11 protein-coding genes are annotated in these 19,375 nt (G+C 64.5%); 4 read left to right on the top strand and 7 right to left on the bottom strand.

Annotated features, from left to right (window positions below; all coding sequences use genetic code 11):
• Window positions 1-58: 58 nt before the first annotated feature.
• Together HK353_RS06075 and HK353_RS06070 are read right to left on the bottom strand one after the other, a co-directional pair.
• Window positions 59-3,079, bottom strand: a complete 3,021-nt coding sequence (locus HK353_RS06075) for a UPF0182 family membrane protein (RefSeq protein ID WP_342589829.1) — start codon at window positions 3,077-3,079, stop codon at window positions 59-61.
• Window positions 3,079-4,218 carry a YlbL family protein gene (locus tag HK353_RS06070; protein WP_173153865.1) on the bottom strand — a complete coding sequence of 380 codons (1,140 nt, stop codon included), beginning with the start codon at window positions 4,216-4,218 and terminating at the stop codon, window positions 3,079-3,081. Before HK353_RS06070 ends, HK353_RS06075 begins: the two co-directional genes overlap by 1 nt.
• Before the next feature lie 171 nt (window positions 4,219-4,389).
• On the opposite strand from HK353_RS06070, the gene HK353_RS06065 reads away from it, so the two are divergent.
• Together HK353_RS06065 and HK353_RS06060 are read left to right on the top strand one after the other, a co-directional pair.
• Window positions 4,390-5,826 (top strand): zinc-dependent metalloprotease, encoded by a 1,437-nt coding sequence (locus HK353_RS06065; RefSeq protein ID WP_173153862.1) that lies wholly within the window; start codon window positions 4,390-4,392, stop codon window positions 5,824-5,826.
• Window positions 5,827-6,381: an NUDIX hydrolase gene (locus HK353_RS06060; RefSeq protein ID WP_173153859.1), complete on the top strand. Its 555-nt coding sequence runs from the start codon at window positions 5,827-5,829 to the stop codon at window positions 6,379-6,381. It begins immediately after the preceding gene.
• Here the strand turns inward: HK353_RS06060 and HK353_RS06055 are convergent.
• A complete protein-coding gene (locus tag HK353_RS06055) occupies window positions 6,365-6,916 on the bottom strand; it encodes a YgjP-like metallopeptidase domain-containing protein (RefSeq protein WP_173153856.1) in 552 nt (183 codons plus the stop codon). The genes HK353_RS06060 and HK353_RS06055 overlap by 17 nt on opposite strands.
• A gap of 569 nt (window positions 6,917-7,485) precedes the next feature.
• On the opposite strand from HK353_RS06055, the gene HK353_RS06050 reads away from it, so the two are divergent.
• Entirely contained in the window at window positions 7,486-8,388 is a 903-nt protein-coding gene (locus tag HK353_RS06050; protein ID WP_173153853.1) for a hypothetical protein, read from the top strand.
• Here the strand turns inward: HK353_RS06050 and HK353_RS06045 are convergent.
• Window positions 8,365-10,404 (bottom strand): ATP-dependent DNA helicase UvrD2, encoded by a 2,040-nt coding sequence (locus HK353_RS06045; protein ID WP_173153850.1) that lies wholly within the window; start codon window positions 10,402-10,404, stop codon window positions 8,365-8,367. The genes HK353_RS06050 and HK353_RS06045 overlap by 24 nt on opposite strands.
• Entirely contained in the window at window positions 10,401-11,378 is a 978-nt protein-coding gene (gene nudC / locus HK353_RS06040) for an NAD(+) diphosphatase (protein ID WP_173153847.1), read from the bottom strand. Before nudC ends, HK353_RS06045 begins: the two co-directional genes overlap by 4 nt.
• Before the next feature lie 158 nt (window positions 11,379-11,536).
• On the opposite strand from nudC, the gene HK353_RS06035 reads away from it, so the two are divergent.
• Window positions 11,537-12,763 (top strand): protein kinase family protein, encoded by a 1,227-nt coding sequence (locus HK353_RS06035; RefSeq protein WP_245395821.1) that lies wholly within the window; start codon window positions 11,537-11,539, stop codon window positions 12,761-12,763.
• A 2-nt stretch (window positions 12,764-12,765) separates the two neighbouring features.
• On the opposite strand, the gene HK353_RS06030 is transcribed toward HK353_RS06035, so the two are convergent.
• Together HK353_RS06030 and HK353_RS06025 are read right to left on the bottom strand one after the other, a co-directional pair.
• Window positions 12,766-15,945: an ATP-dependent helicase gene (locus HK353_RS06030; RefSeq protein WP_173153844.1), complete on the bottom strand. Its 3,180-nt coding sequence runs from the start codon at window positions 15,943-15,945 to the stop codon at window positions 12,766-12,768.
• On the bottom strand, window positions 15,945-19,265 hold the full coding sequence (locus tag HK353_RS06025; RefSeq protein ID WP_173153841.1) for a PD-(D/E)XK nuclease family protein: 3,321 nt from the start codon (window positions 19,263-19,265) through the stop codon (window positions 15,945-15,947). The genes HK353_RS06030 and HK353_RS06025 overlap by 1 nt, the downstream gene beginning before the upstream one ends.
• Window positions 19,266-19,375: the final 110 nt, after the last annotated feature.

Raw genomic sequence — 19,375 nt, 5'->3', positions numbered from 1 at the left:
CGGAAAGCCCGAACTCGGTCGGCACGGCCTCACAGCGCCGTACCGGTTCGCTTCAGACTCAGTTGCCCGAGTCGCCGCCTCCGTCAGCCGGCTCCGAGGCGGGAGCGGAGGAATCCTGGCCCGCCGCGTCCTCTGCCAGCGACGGGTCAGCCGCGACGGCATCCTCGAGCGCCTTCTTCAGACGGTCCTGAGCCTTTCCGTACTCCGCGAAATCGCCGTCCTTCAGCGCGGCATCGGAGTCCTCCATGGCCTTCTTCGCCTCCTGCAGAGCGTCGTTGAGAGCCTTGTCCGGCGAGCCGGACTTCGAATCCGTGTCCTCTCCGCCGGAGGTCGATCCCGATTCGCCGTCTCCGCTGTCCTCGGTTCCCGCGTCGCCAGCCGAGGCTCCGGAGTCTCCGCCGAACACCTGGTCGAGCGCCTCGTCGAGGGTCGGAGCGAACCCGATGTCCTCACCGAAGGCCACGAGCACGTGCTGCAGCAGCGGATAGGAGGTCTCACCGGCGGACCGGACATAGACCGGCTGGACGTACAGCAGACCGCCGCCGATCGGCAGAGTCAGCAGGTTGCCGTTCTCGACTTCGGACTCACCCTGACGCAGCAGGTTCAGACTGCGCTGCACATCGGGTGCGGTATTGAAGTTGTTCTGCGCCTGACCAGGTCCGGGAACAGTGGTGTTGCGCGGAAGCTGCAGCAGCCGCAGCTTGCCGTAGCCCTCGGCTGTCTCGCCCTTCTTATTGCCGGCATCGGCATCGGCAGAGAGGAACCCGGTGAGGTTGTTTCTCGACTGCCCCTCGGACGATCGAGCCGGGATATACGAGCTCGTCAGCGAGAACGACGGCGACTGCTGGCCCGGCATCTGCAGGGTCATGTAGAACGGCGGCTGCGTCAGTCCGCTGCTCGCCTTCGTCGTCGGATCGGTCGGCAGGGTCCAGAAGTCCTGACCGGAGTAGAACTCACTGGCGGAGGTGACATGGTACTTCGTGAGCAGGTCGCGCTGGACCTTGAACATGTCCTCCGGGTACCGGACGTGGCTCATCAGGTCACCGGACATCTCCGAGGACGACTTGATGAGTCCGGGGAACACCTTCATCCAAGTCTTCAGGACCGGATCGTCCTTGTCCCACTGGTACATGTCGACAGAACCGTCGTAGGCATCGACGGTGATCTTCACCGAGTTCCTGATGTAGTTGACCTCATCGTCCGGCAGAGTCGCCACCGAATTCGGAGCCGACGCCGTGGTCGAATCCTCGGTGGCCTGCTGGAGCGGCTGCGGTGTCGAATACGGGTAGTCCTCGGCAGTGGTGTAGCCGTCGAGGATCCACTTGATCTTCCCGTCCACGACGGCCGGGTACGGATCGCCGTCGACCTTGAGGAAGGGTGCGAGCTTCTCCACACGCTCACGCGGGTGACGATCGTAGAGGATCTGGGACTCGTCGTTCAGCGCGTCCGAGAGAAGGATCTGCTCGTCCTGGAACTTCAGGGCGTAGGCGAGACGGTTGAAGACATTGCCCACCGACGGTCCGCCGTCACCGGAGAAGGTGCTGTTGACCTGACCGGAACCGCTCTTCTCATCGGAGGGGTAGTCGAGCTCACGCGGAGTCGCACCCTTGGGTGCGCCGACGATCGAGTAGTCCGGAGATGACTCTCCGAAGTACACACGCGGTTCGTAGTCGGGGAACTCGCCCTTCGGCGGAATATCCGACTCCATGAACAGCGGCTCGCCGTCCGGGTTGCGCTGGTTGCCGTTGGCTGCGACCACACCGAATCCGTGAGTGTAGACGATCGCCCGGTTGAACCAGCTCTGGTTGTTCACCGAACTCGGGGCGAGTTCACGCACCGAGATGACAGTGTCGCGCATGTCCCCGTCGATGTTGTAGCGATCGACGTCGAGCTTCTGCGGGAACGAGTAGTACGGTCGAACCTGCTGCAGCTGCCGGAAGGTATCCGAGACGAGGTTCGGATCCAGGAGGCGGATCGACGCCGCGGTCTCTGCGTCCTTGCGCAGGTCACCCTCCTTGCCAGTGGTGCTCGGCGAATACGGAGTCACCTCGATGTCATCGAAGTCGAACGCATCGCGCGTGGCGTCGATGTTGTGCTGGATGTAATCGGATTCCTTGCTCTGCTGCGACGGATTGACCTGGAACTGCTGGAGCAGGGCCGGGTACGCGATGATCGAAACGCCGCCGAGCACGATGAGGGTGAGCGTGGCGATGATCGAGATCCGCCAGTTGCCCTTCCACGCGGTATAGACGAACAGCAGTGCGACCAGCACGGCGGCGATGGCAACGATCGCCATGGCCGGCAGCGCGGCATGATCATCGACGTAGGTGACGCCGGGGACGATCCCGCCGGCAGCGGTCATCCGATCGTAGCGGGAGAGCCACAGCCGGCCAGCCTGAACGATGACGAGAACCGCCACGGTGATGCCCAGCTGCCACTGAGCGGCCTTCGTCAGGATGACGCCCTTCTGCTCGCCCGGACGGATTCCGCCGTAGAGATAATGGGCGACGAGGGCGGCGATGAGCGCCAGAAGCAGAGCCATGCCCAGCTGGTTGCCGATGAGGCGCAGGCCAGGTAGGACGAAGACGAAGAACGACTTGTCGAGACCGAACTGAGGATCCTTCGAGCCGAAGGACGTCGAGTTGATCCATTCGAGGATCGTGTTCCAATTCGCCGAGGCGGTGATGCCGGCGAGGACACCCATGACCGCGGGAATCGCGATCGTCGCGACCCGACGCAGTGGCTCGATGGCCTCACGATAACGGTCGAGGTTCTCCTGTCGCGGAGTCGTCGGTGCGTAGACCGGACGATGGCGGTAGGCCAGATGAAGGCTCAGCCAGACCGGGACGGCCATGAGGATGAATCCGCCGAGGAATGTCAGTCCGCGGGTGAGCCACATGGTCCGGAAGACGTTCGCTGCGTCGATCTGGCGGAACCACAGCACCTCGGTGTAGACCTGGGTGAAGGCGATGAAGGCGATCAGCAGGATCGCCACAGACACGAGGGTGAGCAGCAGCGGCGAACGTCTTGGCCGATTCGCCGGCATGCGTGCGGAGGTGGGTGAGGACGAGGTGCTCACTACTGCCCTTTCTCATTGTTGTCGGCACCATCGGCGGGACATTTCGGCAGGTCCGAAGTGTTGCCGGCGGCGTACTGCTCCACGGTGGTCTGCGCGTCATCGAGTGTGTCGATGCGTGCCACCGTGATCTTGGATTGGTCTGCGGCGGCCATGACCTCCGCACAGTTGTCGGCAGGCGAGAGGAACAGCGTCGCTCCCTTCTCGGTGGCGGCGGCCACCTTCTGGCGAGCACCGCCGATCGGGCCGACCGTTCCGTCAGGGGTGATCTCCCCCGTGCCCGCCACATGCTTGCCGCCAGTCATCGCACCGGGAGTGAGCTCATCGATGATGGCCAGGGCGAACATCGTCCCCGCTGAGGGACCGCCGACGCCGTCGACGTTGAACTTCACGTCGACGGGGAATTCGAAGTCCTGCTTCATCGTGATGCCGATCGCCTTGCGGTCGTCGACCTTCGCGGGAGTCAGGGTGATCGTCTTGGACTTCCCGTCGCGTTCGATGCCGAGCTCGACGGAGTCCGACTCCTGCACGGTCCTGCTCATGATCTGCGCTGCAACGGGGTCCGAATCGAGCTTCTTGCCGTTGACCGACATGAGTCGGTCTCCCTTGCGCAGCTTGCCCTGTGCCGGAGCATCGGCGACGACGTCATCGACCGACAGATGCACAGAATACGACTTGTCCATCTGGCCCATGGCGGCGGCGATGGCGACATCCTGACTCGAGGACATCTCGACCGCATTCGACTCGGTCACGTCGTCGCGAGTGGTGTCCAGCGGGTAGTACGCCTCAGTGGGGACGACGGTCTGTTCGCCGTTGATGAGTGCGCCGAGTGCCTGAGAGGCAAAGATGTCGCGGCCGGGTCCGCCGCTGACGGCGACGGTGAGCATGTCGATGCGACCGGCGGTCGGATAGGTCTTGGCTCCTGAGACGCTGATCATAGGGTCGCCCTGGTAGTCGCCGAGGGTGTTGAAAACCGGTCCCGGCAGCTGAAGCATATACGGAACCGGCAGAAGCACGGCCAGCGCGATGAAGACGTAGGTGAGGACGCCCGAGGTCGTGGCCAGACGTGGAGTCCGTCGTCGTTTGGTGCCGCGTGTCGATGCCGGTGACGCCGGCACGGCCCGAGGGGCGTTCTCTGTCATGTAATCCTTTCGCTGCACCGCCCCACCAGTCTAGTTGAAACCTCAGCGTCCGTTTCACAGACTCCTTTCGCCCGGTGCGAACATCCTGCGAAACCTCCCGGAATTGGGAAGCTTCGCACATTCGGAACCGTTAACGTTGATGTCAAACCGATTCTTGGGGGCTGTAGAACAATGACCGATGACAACAACAACGAGCAGAATCCGTTCGAGCAGATCTTCGGAATGCTCTTCGGCGCCAATGGTCCCGGATCCGGTCAGGGAGACGACAAGAACAGCTCGGGCATGCCGCAGGGCTTCTCGATCGATCCGGCGATGATGTCCACGATCATGAGCCAGATGCAGGGACTCTTCGGCCAGGGTGCCGACCCGCAGGCCCAGGCAGTGTCGATCGCGCAGAAGGCCGTTCCGACTCCCGACCCCTCCGTGTCCGAGGACGCCGAGCGGGCGACGACCGATGCGTTCCGCCTGGCCGAGCTCTGGCTCGCAGAGGCCACTGACTTCTCCGTCGCCAACCGCTCCGCCCGTCCGCTGCGCCGCGCTGACTGGGTCAAGGAGACGATGCCCGGCTGGCAGAAGTTCGTGCTGCCCATCAAGGAGAACATGTCCTCGGCCCTGACCGACACGCTCGAGTCCCAGGTCCCGGCCGAGATGAAGGGCATCCTCGCGGGTGCATCGTCGATGTTCGGATCGATGAGCGATTCGATGTTCGCCATGCAGATCGGACAGGCCGTCGGCGCGCTCTCCGAAAGCGTCCTCACCGGCACCGAGGTAGGACTGCCGCTGCTCCCCCACGACACCGCCGTGGTCATCGAGCAGAATGTCGAAACGTTCGCCTCCGAGATCGACGTCGACGTCTCCGAGGTTCGCATTTACCTCGCGGCTCAGGAGCTCGCCCACCTCGCTCTGTTCGAGCGTGCACCGTGGCTGAGCGCCCAGGTCGAGACCGCCCTGACTCGTTATGCGCAGGGGCTGAAGGTCGACACCTCGCAGATCGAGGACATGGCGTCGAACATCGATCCTTCGAATATCTCCGACCTCAGCGACAATATCCGCCAGGGACTGTTCAACCCGCCGACGACCGACGACCAGAAGAAGGCCCTGACGTCGTTGGAGAACCTCCTCGCCGTCATCGCAGGGTGGGTCGACGTCGTCGTCTATGAGGCCTGCAAGCATCTGCCCGGCCGCGATCAGGTCCGCGAAGCGCTGCGCCGTCGGCGGGCAACCGCGGGACCGGCCGAGAAGACCTTCTCAACCCTTGTGGGCCTCGAGTTCAACCCACGTCGCCTCCGCGATGCGGCCGCGCTCTTCGCGTACCTTGAGACTCAGGGCGGCGCCGAAGCCCGCGACCGCGTGTTCTCTCATCCGGATCTGCTGCCGACCACGCAGGATCTGGACGACCCACTGGGCTATTCCGAGCGGCGTCAGGCCGAATGGACCAACGAATCGAGCATCGATGAGGCCCTGTCCCGCATCCTCGCCGAGGGACTCGAAGGAGCCGGCGGCAGCGATCCAAGAGCAGAGTCCGAAGAGACGGATCGCAACGACACTGCGCCGACCGACGACAGCAGCCCCGACGACGACAGCTCGGACGATCGCGACGATCGCTGAATGATCGATCTCGAAACCGCCCGGCAGGAAGTCGAGCGCGGACCGCGGAACTCATTCTCCGAATCCTTCGAGGAGCTCTTCAACCGGCAGGGCATCGATTCCCTGCAGCGGTCCGCGGGTGAGCACCACCTCACAGCCAGCTGTCTGGTCATCGATCCGGTCACCGAGGCGGTTCTGCTCAACCACCACCGGAAGGCCGGGCTGTGGGGTCAGTTCGGCGGACACCTCGAATCCGCCGACGCCTCGCTCCGTGATGCCGCTCGCAGAGAGGCCGAAGAGGAAAGCGGTCTGCACCCGCTCACACGAGTCTCTGCAGATCCCATCGACGTGCATGTGCATGACCTCTCGGCCGCATTCGGGACCTGCACCCGACACTTCGACGTCGTCTTCGCAGCCCAGGCTTCGACTGACGATTCGCCGAATGTGTCGGACGAGTCCTTCGATGTCGCATGGTTTCCCCTGGACCGACTGCCCGCTGACCTCATGCCCGACCTGCCGGACCGGCTGCCGGGTCTCTTCAGCTCCGCTGTGTCAGCGCTCAGCCCCCACGCCTGAAACGCTCCCCATCACTGAATCCTTCGAGATAGATCTTTGCGTCGGTCTGCCGCGGATGGCGATCGGCCAATGCATGGAATTCCTTCGAGTGGGGACCGATCTGGAGATGGACGAGTTCATGGACGACGACCGTCTCCAGCACCCACCGCGGCACGGCCTGCAGGCGATGGGAGACGCGGATGTCACCCGTCGACGTCGTCGTTGACGCCCATCTGCTGACATTCTGATTCGTCACCCAGCGGATCGACGTCGGTCGCAGCCTGCCGCCGAAGAAACGACGGCTCATCTCCTCAGCCAGCTCGGCGAGGTCGGCATCCGACGAATGATCACGGGCGGAGAGGCGATTGAACAGATCCGTCAGCGAACGGATGTTGCGCTCCACGCTGTAGCGAACGGGAGTGCGCAGCACGTAGGTCTCGACCTCTTTCGAGACAGCGACGGTCTTCTTCCGCCGCGCCGATCGACGCACTTCGATCTCACCCCGGGCAATCGCCCGCAGCACCTCTTCTTCACTCCACCGCTGTGCTCTGCTCACTGGACCATCATAGGAAACCGCACTGACACGGTGACAGCGCCACTGGCACCGTGGCGGCGTCTCTGCAGCGGTTCTGAAGACGAACAGCCTTCGGAGTTTGTGAGTTTCCTGAGTCTGCCGAAAAGTTGGGGGTCGAATCCCCCGTCCACAGCCGCCTCGGAGATCGCACTCCCCGCAGAACAGGAGCTGATCCGACCCGGGAGCGTGTTTATCAACAGCCATATCGACACCCAAGGCGCCTTTCCTCCACAGACTCCGCGGCGATTCCCACAGGTTATCCACAGGCTGTTGACGTGTCTGTGCATGACGGTGCATTGACGCGGAGGCTTTTGCGGAATAAGTTCTATGCTGACCCCGGAAAACCCGAGGATGCGTGCGGAAGGGGAAGCCGCACGAGTCCTCGCGAGCGCCTGGGGCACTATGCGGCTGAGGGCATGCCGGGACGCGTTTCCGGTCTGTCCTCAGCCGTTTTTCCACAGGGTTGTCCACAGCTTTTCTCCTGCCGTGGCCATTCTGTCTCTCGTTCACTACTGTGGAAGTCTCCACGATGGCGAGGCGAAGGGGCCGAGATGTTCAGAATCTTTCCGAGTGTTCCCATCACATGGCGTTCGTCCTCGTGCATCCAGTTCGGCGCGGATGATCCTGTGCTCATCGATGGGCTGCTGCTCGGTGACGCCAGTCTCATCGAAGATCTCCGTCTCGGGATCGGCTCGGCCCAGTTCTATTCACGCGCTCAGGAGCTCGGGGTCGACCTCAGTAGGGCGAGCTCCCTCATCACCCTCCTCGGCGAGGCGGGCGTCCTCATTCCGGCCGACGGCGACGGCGGCGCCGTGCCGAAGGGGTCCCCGGTTTTCGCCGCGGCGCGCATATTCAATCTGTCGCCGGATCGGGTCTCCCAGGTCCTCGGGTCCCGGCCCGTACTGGTCACGGGTCCATTGCGCTCCCATGTCGAAGGGCAGCTGGCGGCTCTCGGATTCGCCGTCGCCGCGGCTCGCCGTGTCGAGGAGCTCGATCTCATGGGTTCACCGGTGGTGGTCGCGAGTTCTCACCTGGTTCCGGATCTCAATTCCGCCATGTGGCTCAGTGATCGCGAAGTCGACCACTGTCAGGTCGTCCTCGGTGAGCAGTCTGTGGAGATCACGGGACTCATCCGGCCCGGTTCGACACCGTGCTCTGTGTGTTCCTGCCTGCATCGGAAGGACAGCGATGCCGGTTGGCTCGATCAGCATCCGCGTCTGCGTGCCCTGCCGGAGCGTGAGAGCCTGAGCGATCCCGCCGCACGCTTCCTCGGTTCGGCGCATGTTGTTCAGATGCTTCGTCAGGCGCTGCTGCGCCCCGAAACACCACCGATCCGACGCGTGGTCACCTTGGATGCCGGCGAGGTCACGGATAGTGGGATGACCTTCCACGATCGCTGCCAGTGTCGCACGCCGGTCCCGGATTTCGGGTCAGTCGCCGAGCAGACCCAGTAGGTGAGTTCCGTAGAGTTCGAGCTTCGTCGCACCGATGCCGGGGACCCGCGCAAGTTCGTCGAGTGTGCGGGGACGGACCTCCGCGATGACTGACAGCGAGGTGTCCGTGAGCACGAGGTAAGGCGGCAGTCCCTGCTCCATCCCGGTGCGGACCCGCCAGCGGCGCAGACGGTCCAGCAGCTCGAGATCGATGTCGGCGGGACAGTCCGAACATCGTCCGACTGCGCGGTCGATGTGCGAGACCAATGGCCTCCCACAGCCGCGGCAGCGGTTGAGTGCCGCGGAGTTCGACGCTGTGCGGCCATCTCCCATCGTCGGTCCGGACTGACCGAGTTCGGCGAGGAAGCGTGATGACCTTCTCGGTTTCTGTTTGGAGTCGAACCGTGCCAGCGACCAGCTCATCCGCAGGTCTGTGCCTGCACGCGTCAGCGCCACGTAGAACAGGCGGCGTTCCTCAGCGATGGCTCGAGGCGTCTGGGCATAGCTGATGGGCAGCAGGCCTTCGCTGAGACCCACCAGGTGCACGCTGTCCCATTCCAGGCCTTTCGCAGCGTGGAACGACGCCAGAGTGACGCCTTCGATGTCCGGAGCGAACTGGTGCTCGGCACGATCCGCCAGGTCGCTGAGGAAGACCTCCATCGGCACAGGAAGTTCCTGACCGTGCTGATGCTCCTCGGCGAGGTCGACGAGGGCTTTGAGAGATTCCCAACGCTGTCTGCCGGCTCCGGCGGCCGGCGGCTCTCGGGTGAATCCGAGAGAGCCGAGAACCTCTGTCACGGCTTCGGTCAGACGCTGTCCGCTCGAGGTCGCGCGTGCGGCCTTGAGCATGAGAACGGCCTCCTTGACCTCTTTCCGTGCGAAGAAGCGCTCTCCGCCGCGCAGCACATAGGGAATTCCGGCTGCGGCCAGTGCCTGTTCGTAGGAGGGACTCTGTCCGTTCGTGCGGAAGAGAACTGCGATGTTGCGCGGACGCCGTCCGGCCTGGATCTCCGCCGAGATGGCCTGGACGACCCCGGTGGCCTCGGCTTCGTCGGTCGGATACTCCACCATGCGCGGCTGCCGGCCCATCGGGTTGTCGGTCCGCAGGGTCAGCGCGGTCCGAGAGGTGTGTCGCAGCAGATTGTTCGCCGTGGACACAATGGCCTGGGACGAACGGTAGTTGCGCACCAGGCGGATCGTTCTGGCCTCGGGCATCGACGTGCTGAGCGAACCGAGCAGGCTCGCATCGGCTCCCGCGAAGGTGTAGATGGTCTGAGCGGGATCACCGACGACGCAGAGATTGTCACGGGGGCCCAGCCACCGGGAGAGAACATCGTATTGGAGCGGCGAGACGTCTTGGAATTCGTCGACGACGAAATGCCTGTATTGTTCACGGATCTCGGCCGCGATCGCCGGATACTCGGCGAGAACTCCCGAGAGCACGAGGAGCACATCGTCGAAATCGAGCAGCCGTCCCCGTGTCTTCGCCTCCCCGTAGGCTTCGAAGATCCGCACCATGTCGTCGACGCTCAGCTGACCGGGGAGGTCCCGGGCCGCTGCCTTCGTCGCATAGTCGTCGACGCCGAGCAGGGACGACGCCGCGAACTCGATCTCCGACGCGACGTCTCTGGTCAGTTCCCGACTGGTCTCCAACCCGAGGCTCTGCATGACCGAGCCGATGATGCCCGCCTTGTTCTCGATGATCCGCGGAAAGTCTCCTTCGGCGAACCGGTCCCAGAAGAATCGCAGCTGGCGCAGCGCTGCGGAGTGGAACGTGCGGGCTTGGACCGCGGGGACTCCGAGTCCGCGCAGACGTGAGCGCATCTCCCCCGCCGCCTTGGCGGTGAATGTCAGCGCGAGGACATGGTTGGCAGGGAACACCTCGGACGCAATTCCAAAGGCGATCCGGTGCGTCATGGCGCGGGTCTTACCGGTGCCGGCACCGGCGAGGACGATCACCGTTGAGTCGAAGTGGGTGGCGACGGCGCGCTGTTCCTCGTCCAAGGCCTCGAGCAGGGCCGTGGCCGAAGCGTTCATGCGTTGTCCAACCAGCTGCACAGTAGCTGACCGGCGATGGAGATCGTCGATGGAGCGCGCACCTCGCCGTTCGCAATGGCAGCGCGCAGCTCCACCCGGGTGAACCAGCGCAGCGAGGCGATCTCCGCCTCGTCGGCGGCGAAGTCTCGGCTGGGAGCGACGGCCGAGAAGCCGAGCATGAGCGAGCAGGGAAACGGCCACGGCTGAGAGCCCAGATACCGAGGGTCAGTGACTTCGAGATGAGCTTCTTCCCAGATCTCGCGGATCACCGCGTGCTCGAGCGTCTCACCCGGTTCGACGAATCCGGCCAGGAGCGAATACCGGTCGGACTCCCAGGCGGCGTTGTTTCCCAACAGGACACGTTCGACTCCGTCCTCATCGGTGTTGACGATGACGACGATGACCGCCGGATCGGTGCGGGGAAAGTGTTCGCTTCCGGTCTCCGGATCGCGGCGCACCCATCCGCCCATGATCGGAGTGGTCGGGGTGCCGGTGCGCGGGGAGAACCGGTGTGCACGATGCCAGTTTCCCAAACCGACGATCTCGCAGGCCAGGGATACCTGCACATCGTCAAGGGCTTCGGCGAGATGACCCAGGGTGAGCCAGACGGGTTCGGAACTGTCGATCCCCTCTCCTGGCGCAGTCAGCAGATCGGTGGCGTCCCGGGCGCGCGAGGCGTCCAATCGGGAATCGACGTGGCTGCGACCGTCGTCGTCCAAGGACACTCCGATGTAGCGGGTGCCCTGTGGGTCTTGTCCGAGGTAGACCTCCGTCTGGCCCGCCGGCACAGCTTCGCGGTCGGTCAGGAAGAGCCCACCACCGGCGACGAGCAGCGATCCGCGATGTTCGAAGACGGCGAGGGCCCCTGAGGCCCAGATCTCGCTGAGTTCTCCGTCTTGGCCCCGAGTCAGATGGTCCCGATCGATTCCGTGTCGGGCGAGGCTGATCGGCTGCACTGGAGGCAATGGTTTCATGCCCTCCACGATATCTCAGCGTCCTGACACGACGACCGCGGCCGTGAATGCCTGACAGGGCCCGAATGTCCCCTCGGCAGACACGCTCGACGGCGAGTCCCGTGTCTCAGCCGAACCCAGACGGTAGATTGGGGAAGGTGGATACCAAGGCGCTCAAGTTGACTGCGATCGCGGCGACGATGCTCGACGGCTTCGTCCCGACGACATGGACACCCCTGCCGCCGCTGGATGCCGGAGTCAGAGTCCTGCTCGGCAATGACGATCAGCAGCTCGTCGCAACGGCTCAGACCCAGCTCGATCGGACCGCGGACATCGGCTCAGCAGCCGAGGCGGGACGAATCTACGAGTCCATGTATCCACACGCTGACTTCGTATGGCCGCGTCTGCGGGCCATCACCGAGGTGGACGCCGACTATTTCGACACGTCGTCCCCGACGACTGTGACACTGGCCGATCCGCTGCCAGGTGCGCCTCTGGGAGATGTGCCCATCTCCGACACTGCGCGGGCCAGTTCGCTGGCCCAAGCGCTGGCGACTCTGCATTCGGCTGCGCCCGAGCCCGTCTCCGATGCCGGTTTTCCGGTGGAGGATCCCTCTCGATCACAGTTCCTCATCCTTGAGCGCCTCGATCAGGCGGCGAGCACCGGACGAGTTCCGTCGTCTCTGCTGCAGCATTGGGAGGAGGAGTTCGAGAAGGTGGCGCTCTGGCATTTCCTCGCCACGCCCATCCACGGCTCTCTCGATGAGACGAGCGTCTATACCGATCAGGAGCGAGTGCTCGCACTCGCCGAGATCGGTCGTCTGCGCGTCGCAGATCCGGCCATCGATCTGGCGGCGGCCTCCGCGCTGATCGATCCTGCCGCCCTGCCGACCTTCTACGACGAGTACCGCAACTCCCGGCCCCGCGCCGATGAACATGTCATTGCCCGCGCCGAGCTGTTGGCCGAATTCGCGGTGCTCGACTGGCTGCTCGAGGCAGTCGACTCCGGGGATGAGACCGCCGTCGAGGATGCCGCCGGGCTTCTCAGCTCGTTCAATGAGGTCCTGTTCGGTTCTTCCGCCGATGCAGCCGCCTCTGCCGAGGAACCGACTTCTGAGTCCGCGACCGAACCTGAAGACCGTGGAGACACTCGCGGAGCGGCCCCGAATTCCTCTGCTCCGGCAGCGGCTGATGCTCCCGACGTGGAAGCCGCGATCACGGAGACCGCAGCCCACGATGTGTTCATTCCCGGAGCTCAGCCTCCGTCGGCGCCCTCGGATGACGATTCGGAGTTCGACTCCGAGCCGGGATCGCAGGTGCGGACCGAGCCGAATCGAGACACCGACGAAACTGATGACGGGGAAGAGACCGGCCGGGACGGGGAAGAGACCGGCCGGATCCGCTGATCTCAGCCCATGTCGTTGGCTTCCAGCCATTCGACGACTTCGGCCTCGTCAGGCAGATCGGTGAACTGCACGATGTCGTCACTGCCGACGAAATAGAACGTCCCTGTCACCTCGGCGATCTCCGGATGCACCCTGAGAATCGCGAACCGGTAGAGCGCCAGCTGCCATTTCATCACTTCGAGCACTGCCGCATCGGGCTTCTTCGAGGTCTTCCAATCCACAACCTCGGCATGGTCCCCGGTGATGAAGACCGCATCGATCTTCCCCGGCACCCGGAATCTGCCGAGGACGAGTTCGAAGGACATCTCCACATGGTCGGCCCGACGCGTCGCGAACTCGGAGGCTGAGAACGTCGCCTGCAGCCGTTCGACCGTCGCGGCGTCGATCGGTCTCACCGATTCGTCTTCGCCGATATCGATGCTCGACTGGCCGAAGTGCTGTTCCACCCAGGAATGGAAGGTCGTTCCGATCTCGGCCGCCCGGCTGGGCGGAGCCGGGATCGGACGCAGGGTCTGCGTCCGGAAACCCTGCGGGTCCCTCCTCCATGCGACCAGGGCCGTTGCCGACAGACGGTCGGGCATGCCCGCAGCGGACACCGCTTCGGGTCGGTCCCCGATGCGCAGAGCCTGAGCGGCGAAGCGCCCGATCGTTCCCGGGTTCTCGGCCAAGGTCTCCAAGCTGACGTCCGGGCTCGCTTCGACCCAACCGGCTGCTCGCTGTGCGGCGGCGACCTGCTTCGTGCGCGGCACCGGCCATGGAGTGGTCTCGATGCGGTCCTCCGCCGTGTCGTCGGCAGGCTCCGGAATCTCCAATTCGAGGCCCAAGGCGTCGATCGCTTCGGTGAGGAAGGGCGAGGGGTCGTCGGGAACCGCACGCGAACCCATCAGTTCCGCCCCGAGCCACAGATGCCTCTTCGCACGGGTGAACGCCACGTAGGCGAGGCGTCGCTCCTCCCCCTCGTGCGCGTCGGCGATCCGTGGACGGATGAAGTCTCCGATCCACTCATCCAGGGCCTTCTTCGTCTCGAATTCGGCCTCCCGCAGGTCGAAGTCGACGAGGTGTGCGCGGTCACCGCGCAACGGGTACGGCAGAGCCGTGCGATCCATCCACCCTTCCTTGTCCCGCGGCTCGGTGGGAAAGTCTTTTACCACCAGAGACGGAACGGCGACGGCGTCGAACTCCAGACCCTTCGAGGCATGGACGGTCATGATGTTGATCGCATCGGCTGCCGTCGTCGGCTCGGCGACGCTCAGCGCATCATGAGCTTCCATGAGACTGAGCCAGGACAGGAAGCCTGTGATCGAGGGTTTGTCATCGGTGGCCGAGTACTGGCTGGCTGCGGAGAGGAATGAGTCGACGGAGGCTCTGTGCAGATTGCGCAGCGAATCGCTGAGGCCCCAGATATCCGAATCGATTCCGGTCTCGGACATCGCGGTGCGGATGATCGAAGCCACGGTGCCGGTTCCCGACCGGGTGGCCCGCAGCGCGCGAGCCACCCGGACCAGACGATGCAGCGCCTCCAAGCTCAGACCGGACTGCTGATAGTCGGCGATGAGTCCCCTGTCGGCAGCTGTCCGCGCTCCTTGGTCGAGGACGCGCTGCACTTCGATGAGCTCATCGATGCCTTCGACGATCGTCGCCTGGTCGATGGCTTCGGCGATGACCTCCTCGGCGGCCGGTTCGGCTCGCTCGGACGCTCGCCTCTCGGTCTGACGACGGGTGAAGGCCTGCAGCCCCGCGATGTCGCCTGCGCCGAGGCCGAGCATGCGTCCGCTGACGAGCCTCATGATCTCGTCGCCGGCCATCGGATCGACCGCAGCGGTGAGCACCGCGCGCAGATCTGCGACGAAGGGGTCGGTCAGCAGCCCGGAGGAACCGTGAACATGCACAGCGAATCCGGCGGCTTCCAGCGCCGCCGCGACCGGCGCGAAGTGGGCACGTTTGCGGCACAGCACGGCTTTCGAGGAACCTGCGGGGACCGTGTGGAACCAATCCGTGAGTGCGCGCAGGCCGACGGTGAGGAAATCGGGATCGTGGGCACCCGAGCTGATTTCGACACTGACTTCGCCCTCACCGGCACCGTCGCGGGCCGACAGCGGGGACTCGTTGCTGTCAGCGAGTCCGGCGGCGATGCGGTTGGCCACCTGCAGGATCGAGCGATCGTTGCGCCAGCTGGTGCTCAGCGACAGGGATTCGACGTCGCGGAAGTCCGATGAGAAACGCACCATGTTGTCGGCGCTGGCGCCGCGCCAACCGTAGATGGCCTGGCGGGGATCACCGACTGCGGTCACTGCGGTGGAGTGGAAGAGGTCGCGCAAGAGCTTCAGCTGAGCCACCGAGGTGTCTTGGAACTCGTCGAGGAGGACGATCTTCCACCTGGCTCTCTCGGCCTCGGCCGCGGCGGGCACCTCGTCGAGGATGCGTTGGGCGAAACGCACCTGGTCGGAGAAGTCCATGGCCAGATTGCGCCGTTTCGCGCGCATATAGGCATCAGCCAGTCGGGCCGTTCGGATCTTCGCTTCGAGTTTCGCCCGTCGTCCATTGGGATCGACAGGCTTGCCCTTGCTGGACACCAGGGCAGACAGGCACTGCTCGAGATAGTCCGTGACGTCGTCGACATCACGACCGTGATCATTCATCTGCCCCGCCAGGGCGATGACGTCGGCGATCATCGTCTCGCGGGAGAAATCGCCGGGGATCTCATCGGGTGCCGTCGAATCGATGAGACTCCCGGCGATTGTGTGTGCCGCGGCGTCATCGAGGAGGACCGTTTCGGGTTCGATGCCGATGCTCACCCCGTGTTCGCTGACGATGGACGCGGCGTAGGAGTTGTATGTGGACACGGTCGGATTGTCGAGACCGGGCAGGGAAAGGTCCTGACCCCGGCCGAGGTTGTGCCGCAGACGCGACAGAAGCACTCGGATGCGTCCGCCGAGTTCTCCGACGGCTTTGCGGGTGAAGGTCAGGCCGAGGATCTCTTCGGGAGAGACGAACTCGTTGGCGACCAGCCACACCACGCGCTGCGAGATGACTGTGGTCTTTCCCGATCCGGCCCCGGCGGTGACTTTCATCGACTGTGCCGGGTCGGCCTCGATGATCACTTTCTGCTCCGGGCTCGGGGGGAAGGCCTGGGCAGGGTCGGCGGCCGTGAGCTCGGCAAGCCGCTCGGCGGTGAAGCGCATCAGTTCTCCTCCAACATCTTCGGGCCGATCGCCGGGCACGATGATCGGACGGGGCACGACTTGCACTTCTGCGGGTCCACCCGTGCAGGGAAGCTCGCGGCACGCATCCTGCCGGACACGTCGTCGATGAGTTCACGCGCCCAGTCGGGATTCTCATCGACGTCGAGCGCCGACTGCTCCCGAACAGTGCGAGCCGACTTGCGCAGGAAGACGAGTTCAGCGCCGAAAGCGTGTGCGTCGAGCTCCTGGTCCTCTCCGATCCTGATGGTCCCGGAATTGATGGCTTCCTGATACACACCCAGCTGCGCATGCCGGTCCATCTCCTTGCCGGCGACGACGTTCCTGCCGGTCTTGAAGTCGACGATGCGCAGCCCGCCCTCGACTTCCTCCACTCGGTCGAGGCGTCCGGTGACCTTCCACTCGCGTCCGTTCGAGTCGACACCGACCGCATAGACCTGTGCTTCGACTCCGACGAGGCGGCCAGGAGTCTTCTTGATGTATTCGCCGAGGCGGTCGGCCATGCTCATCGCCACGTCGAATTCCCGTTCGCGTTCCCATTCTGCGTCGAATTCCAAGGACTCGAACTCAGTTTCCACGAAGCTGCGGATCGCGGAGGTGGGGCCCTCCGGATAGTTCTCGGCGGCGGCGTGGATGATGGTTCCGAGACTTTGGGCTGTCGACATCGGGCGGTCACCGCCGTTACGGGTGAGGAACCACCGCAGAGAGCAGTCGGTGAATGCTTCGACCTGGGAGGGTGACACGCGAACCGTATCGGAGTCGGTGAAGAGCGGCTCATTCGTGGTGATGTCCTCAGCCTCCCGCCACTGCGTCGGTGACCCCACCGCCCCACCGCCAGCTGAGAGCGCCCGCATCAGCGCCGCCCATGACTGCGTGTCCGCGTCCGGAATCGCGGAGCTTTCGGAGCTGTGAGTCGTGGTGGCGTCCACAAGCGCCGACGATGACCCCGCAGCTTCGACATCGGCCGCGGCAGCCGTTTGCAGCAGATGAGCGCGGGCATGTGCTGCCATCTCCGGCACCGTCAGCGGAGGCAGCTCATCCTCGTGGGTGATCGCATAGCCGTCGGCCGCTTCGGTGCCTTTGGCGGAGCCTGCGGCGAGCACATCGAAGAACGGGGACGGTTCTGTCTCCGCATCGGTGACGGCGGTGACGATCACGTGCTCCTGGGCTCGGCTGAGCGCGGTGAAGAACAGCTCGCCCTCTTCGCGCAGATTCGTCCGTTTCGCATGCGCGTGGTATCCGGGGTCACCGGTGACCGTCTCGCCTGTGGCGAGCACCGCTGTGAGATCGGTGAGGCCGAGGATTCCGCCGCGCAGCTTCGGGTTCGGCCAGACGCCTTCGTTGACTTCGGCGATGATCACCAGAGGCACACGCACATGGGCCAGTGAGGACGGGGTGCCCACCAGCACGTGATCGGCGAATCCTGCGGTATCGGCCAGGGAGTCCTGGGCGATGTCCTGTTCGGCGACGATGCCGGCGAACGAGCGAGCGGTGAAACCGCCGCGGTCGGCGATCTTCTCGGCCAGCGCGAACAGCCGGAGCACCGAATCGAGATAGCCGTTGGTCACCGATTCCGGGTCGCGCAGGGCTTCGATCTGCCATCTCTCAGCGACTCCGGCCGCGTCCCAGATGCTCCAGAGCGCTTGGTGGGGGTCGGTGGTGCCGACCTCAGCAGCGGCGTGGAGCATCCGTGAGATCGTGGCCAGTCCCTGTGGGGACGAATCGTCGATCGGGCTGCGCAGTGCCTGAGCCAGCGACGCCGTGCTGCTGGATGCAGGGAACTGTCTGCGCACTGCTCGTCGGAACCGGCGGATCTGCACGGGGTCGAGACGGACGTAGATGCTGCCGGCCAGGGACAGAGCGAGGTCGGCGATCGACTCGTCATCGTCGAAATCAGGGGCGGTCGAAAGCAGGTCCAACAACGGTGCGGTCGCGGGGTCGACATTGAGCGGCTGCATGAGAGTGGCGATCGAGACCCCTGAGGCTCTCAGCTCATTGGCGATCGCGCGAGCACTCGACGAATTGCGGCAGATGAGTGCGACATCGGACCAGCTGTGCCCCTGTTCGACGAAGTTCATGATCCGACGGGCCAGATATCGGTGTCCGGACGCACTGCCCTCGAATACGTGCGTCTCCACGGCAGGCTCGGACGACACGGGAGACAGCCCTTCAACAGGTGCCGCTGTCGGAGCTGATTGCGGCACGCTCGCTGATGCCTCAGCGGAAGCCGCAGAATCAACAGCATCCTCGAGGGGACGTGGGCGCGGCATATGACCGGTCGACCAGCGCGTGGTGATCCTGGCTCCGAAGCCGTCGATGGTTGTCGCCAATGCAGGGTCGACATCCCACTGACGATCGAGCACGACCGTTGCGAAGCCGGCCTCGGCCGTCGCCCGATCGATGATCGACGCGTCGGCTCCGTGGAAACGTCCGGTCACCGTCTCGGGCGAGCCGAACATAGCGATGGCACTCCCCCTGGCGCGCAGTTGTTCGAGGATTCCCCAACTGGCGGCAGGGAAGTCCTGGACCCCGTCGGCCAGAACCACTGTGGGCAATCGGTCGGGGGCGAACGTCCACGAACGTCCGGCCGTCACCTCGGCGGGTTCGCGGAGGATCTCGAAAGCGGCGAGGGCGAGAACGGTCGCGGAGTCGACGCCCCCGTATCCGGGCATGGACATGATGCCCAGATATTCGTCGAGGATCTCAGCCACGGCCTCCCACCGAGGGTCGGGGTTGTCGGCAAGGGCACGATCCAAGGCGCTGCGACCGAAGTCGAACACGTGCTCCGCGATCTCCGGCGACGTGTCGGGCGTGCGCATTCCGAAATCGAACTCCATCACTCGGTTGAGCGCATCGCGGACCTCGGTTCGGAATGCCGAGGTCGAGCGCACCTCGGCGGTGATCTCCGATGGCCACGCCGGGCCGCGGGAACGACCGAGTTCGTGACCGGCGAGGAGGTCGGCGAGGAACACATCCTGATCGGCACCGGAGATGAATTCGAGGTCCTCCCCGGTCCGCGTCGTATGTGCGGCACGGGCGATCCCGTACGCGAACGACGCCAGACTGCGGGCCGGGGCGGAGGAGAGAACCGCGTCAGCGGGCAGCTCGAGACGATTGCGCAGCACATCGGCGTGATCACGGTCGGGTGTGAGAACGAGGACCGAGGCGGGGTCGATCGTCGACACCAGCTGTGCATAGAGCGACTCGAGCAGAGTCGTCTTCCCGGTTCCCGGCCGCCCGATGATATTCAGGCAGCCGCCGGAGAGCAGGGTGCTGCCCATCCGCTGCGTCATCTCATCCATACTCGTATTCCATCACGGCCCGCTGACATGAGACTTCCGAGCCCCTGACCGGCGCGTCGTCAATGTGACAGCGCGGATGCCCGGTGCACAGCCTGTCTTCGCGTAGCATT

It is taken from the genome of Brevibacterium permense, assembly GCF_013280495.1.
Classification (GTDB): domain Bacteria; phylum Actinomycetota; class Actinomycetes; order Actinomycetales; family Brevibacteriaceae; genus Brevibacterium; species Brevibacterium permense.
The sequence above is the reverse complement of the archived record's forward strand: the minus strand, read 5'-3'. Positions and strand labels throughout refer to the sequence as shown.

Excerpts from the sequence above, each read along its gene's own strand:
- HK353_RS06070 (WP_173153865.1), bottom strand. The coding sequence starts at position 4,218 with ATGACAGAGAACGCCCCTCGGGCCGTGCCGGCGTCACCGGCATCGACA.
- HK353_RS06050 (WP_173153853.1), top strand. The coding sequence starts at position 7,486 with ATGTTCAGAATCTTTCCGAGTGTTCCCATCACATGGCGTTCGTCCTCG.
- HK353_RS06065 (WP_173153862.1), top strand. The coding sequence starts at position 4,390 with ATGACCGATGACAACAACAACGAGCAGAATCCGTTCGAGCAGATCTTC.
- HK353_RS06060 (WP_173153859.1), top strand. The coding sequence starts at position 5,827 with ATGATCGATCTCGAAACCGCCCGGCAGGAAGTCGAGCGCGGACCGCGG.
- HK353_RS06025 (WP_173153841.1), bottom strand. The coding sequence starts at position 19,265 with ATGGATGAGATGACGCAGCGGATGGGCAGCACCCTGCTCTCCGGCGGC.
- nudC (WP_173153847.1), bottom strand. The coding sequence starts at position 11,378 with ATGAAACCATTGCCTCCAGTGCAGCCGATCAGCCTCGCCCGACACGGA.
- HK353_RS06030 (WP_173153844.1), bottom strand. The coding sequence starts at position 15,945 with ATGCGCTTCACCGCCGAGCGGCTTGCCGAGCTCACGGCCGCCGACCCT.
- HK353_RS06045 (WP_173153850.1), bottom strand. The coding sequence starts at position 10,404 with ATGAACGCTTCGGCCACGGCCCTGCTCGAGGCCTTGGACGAGGAACAG.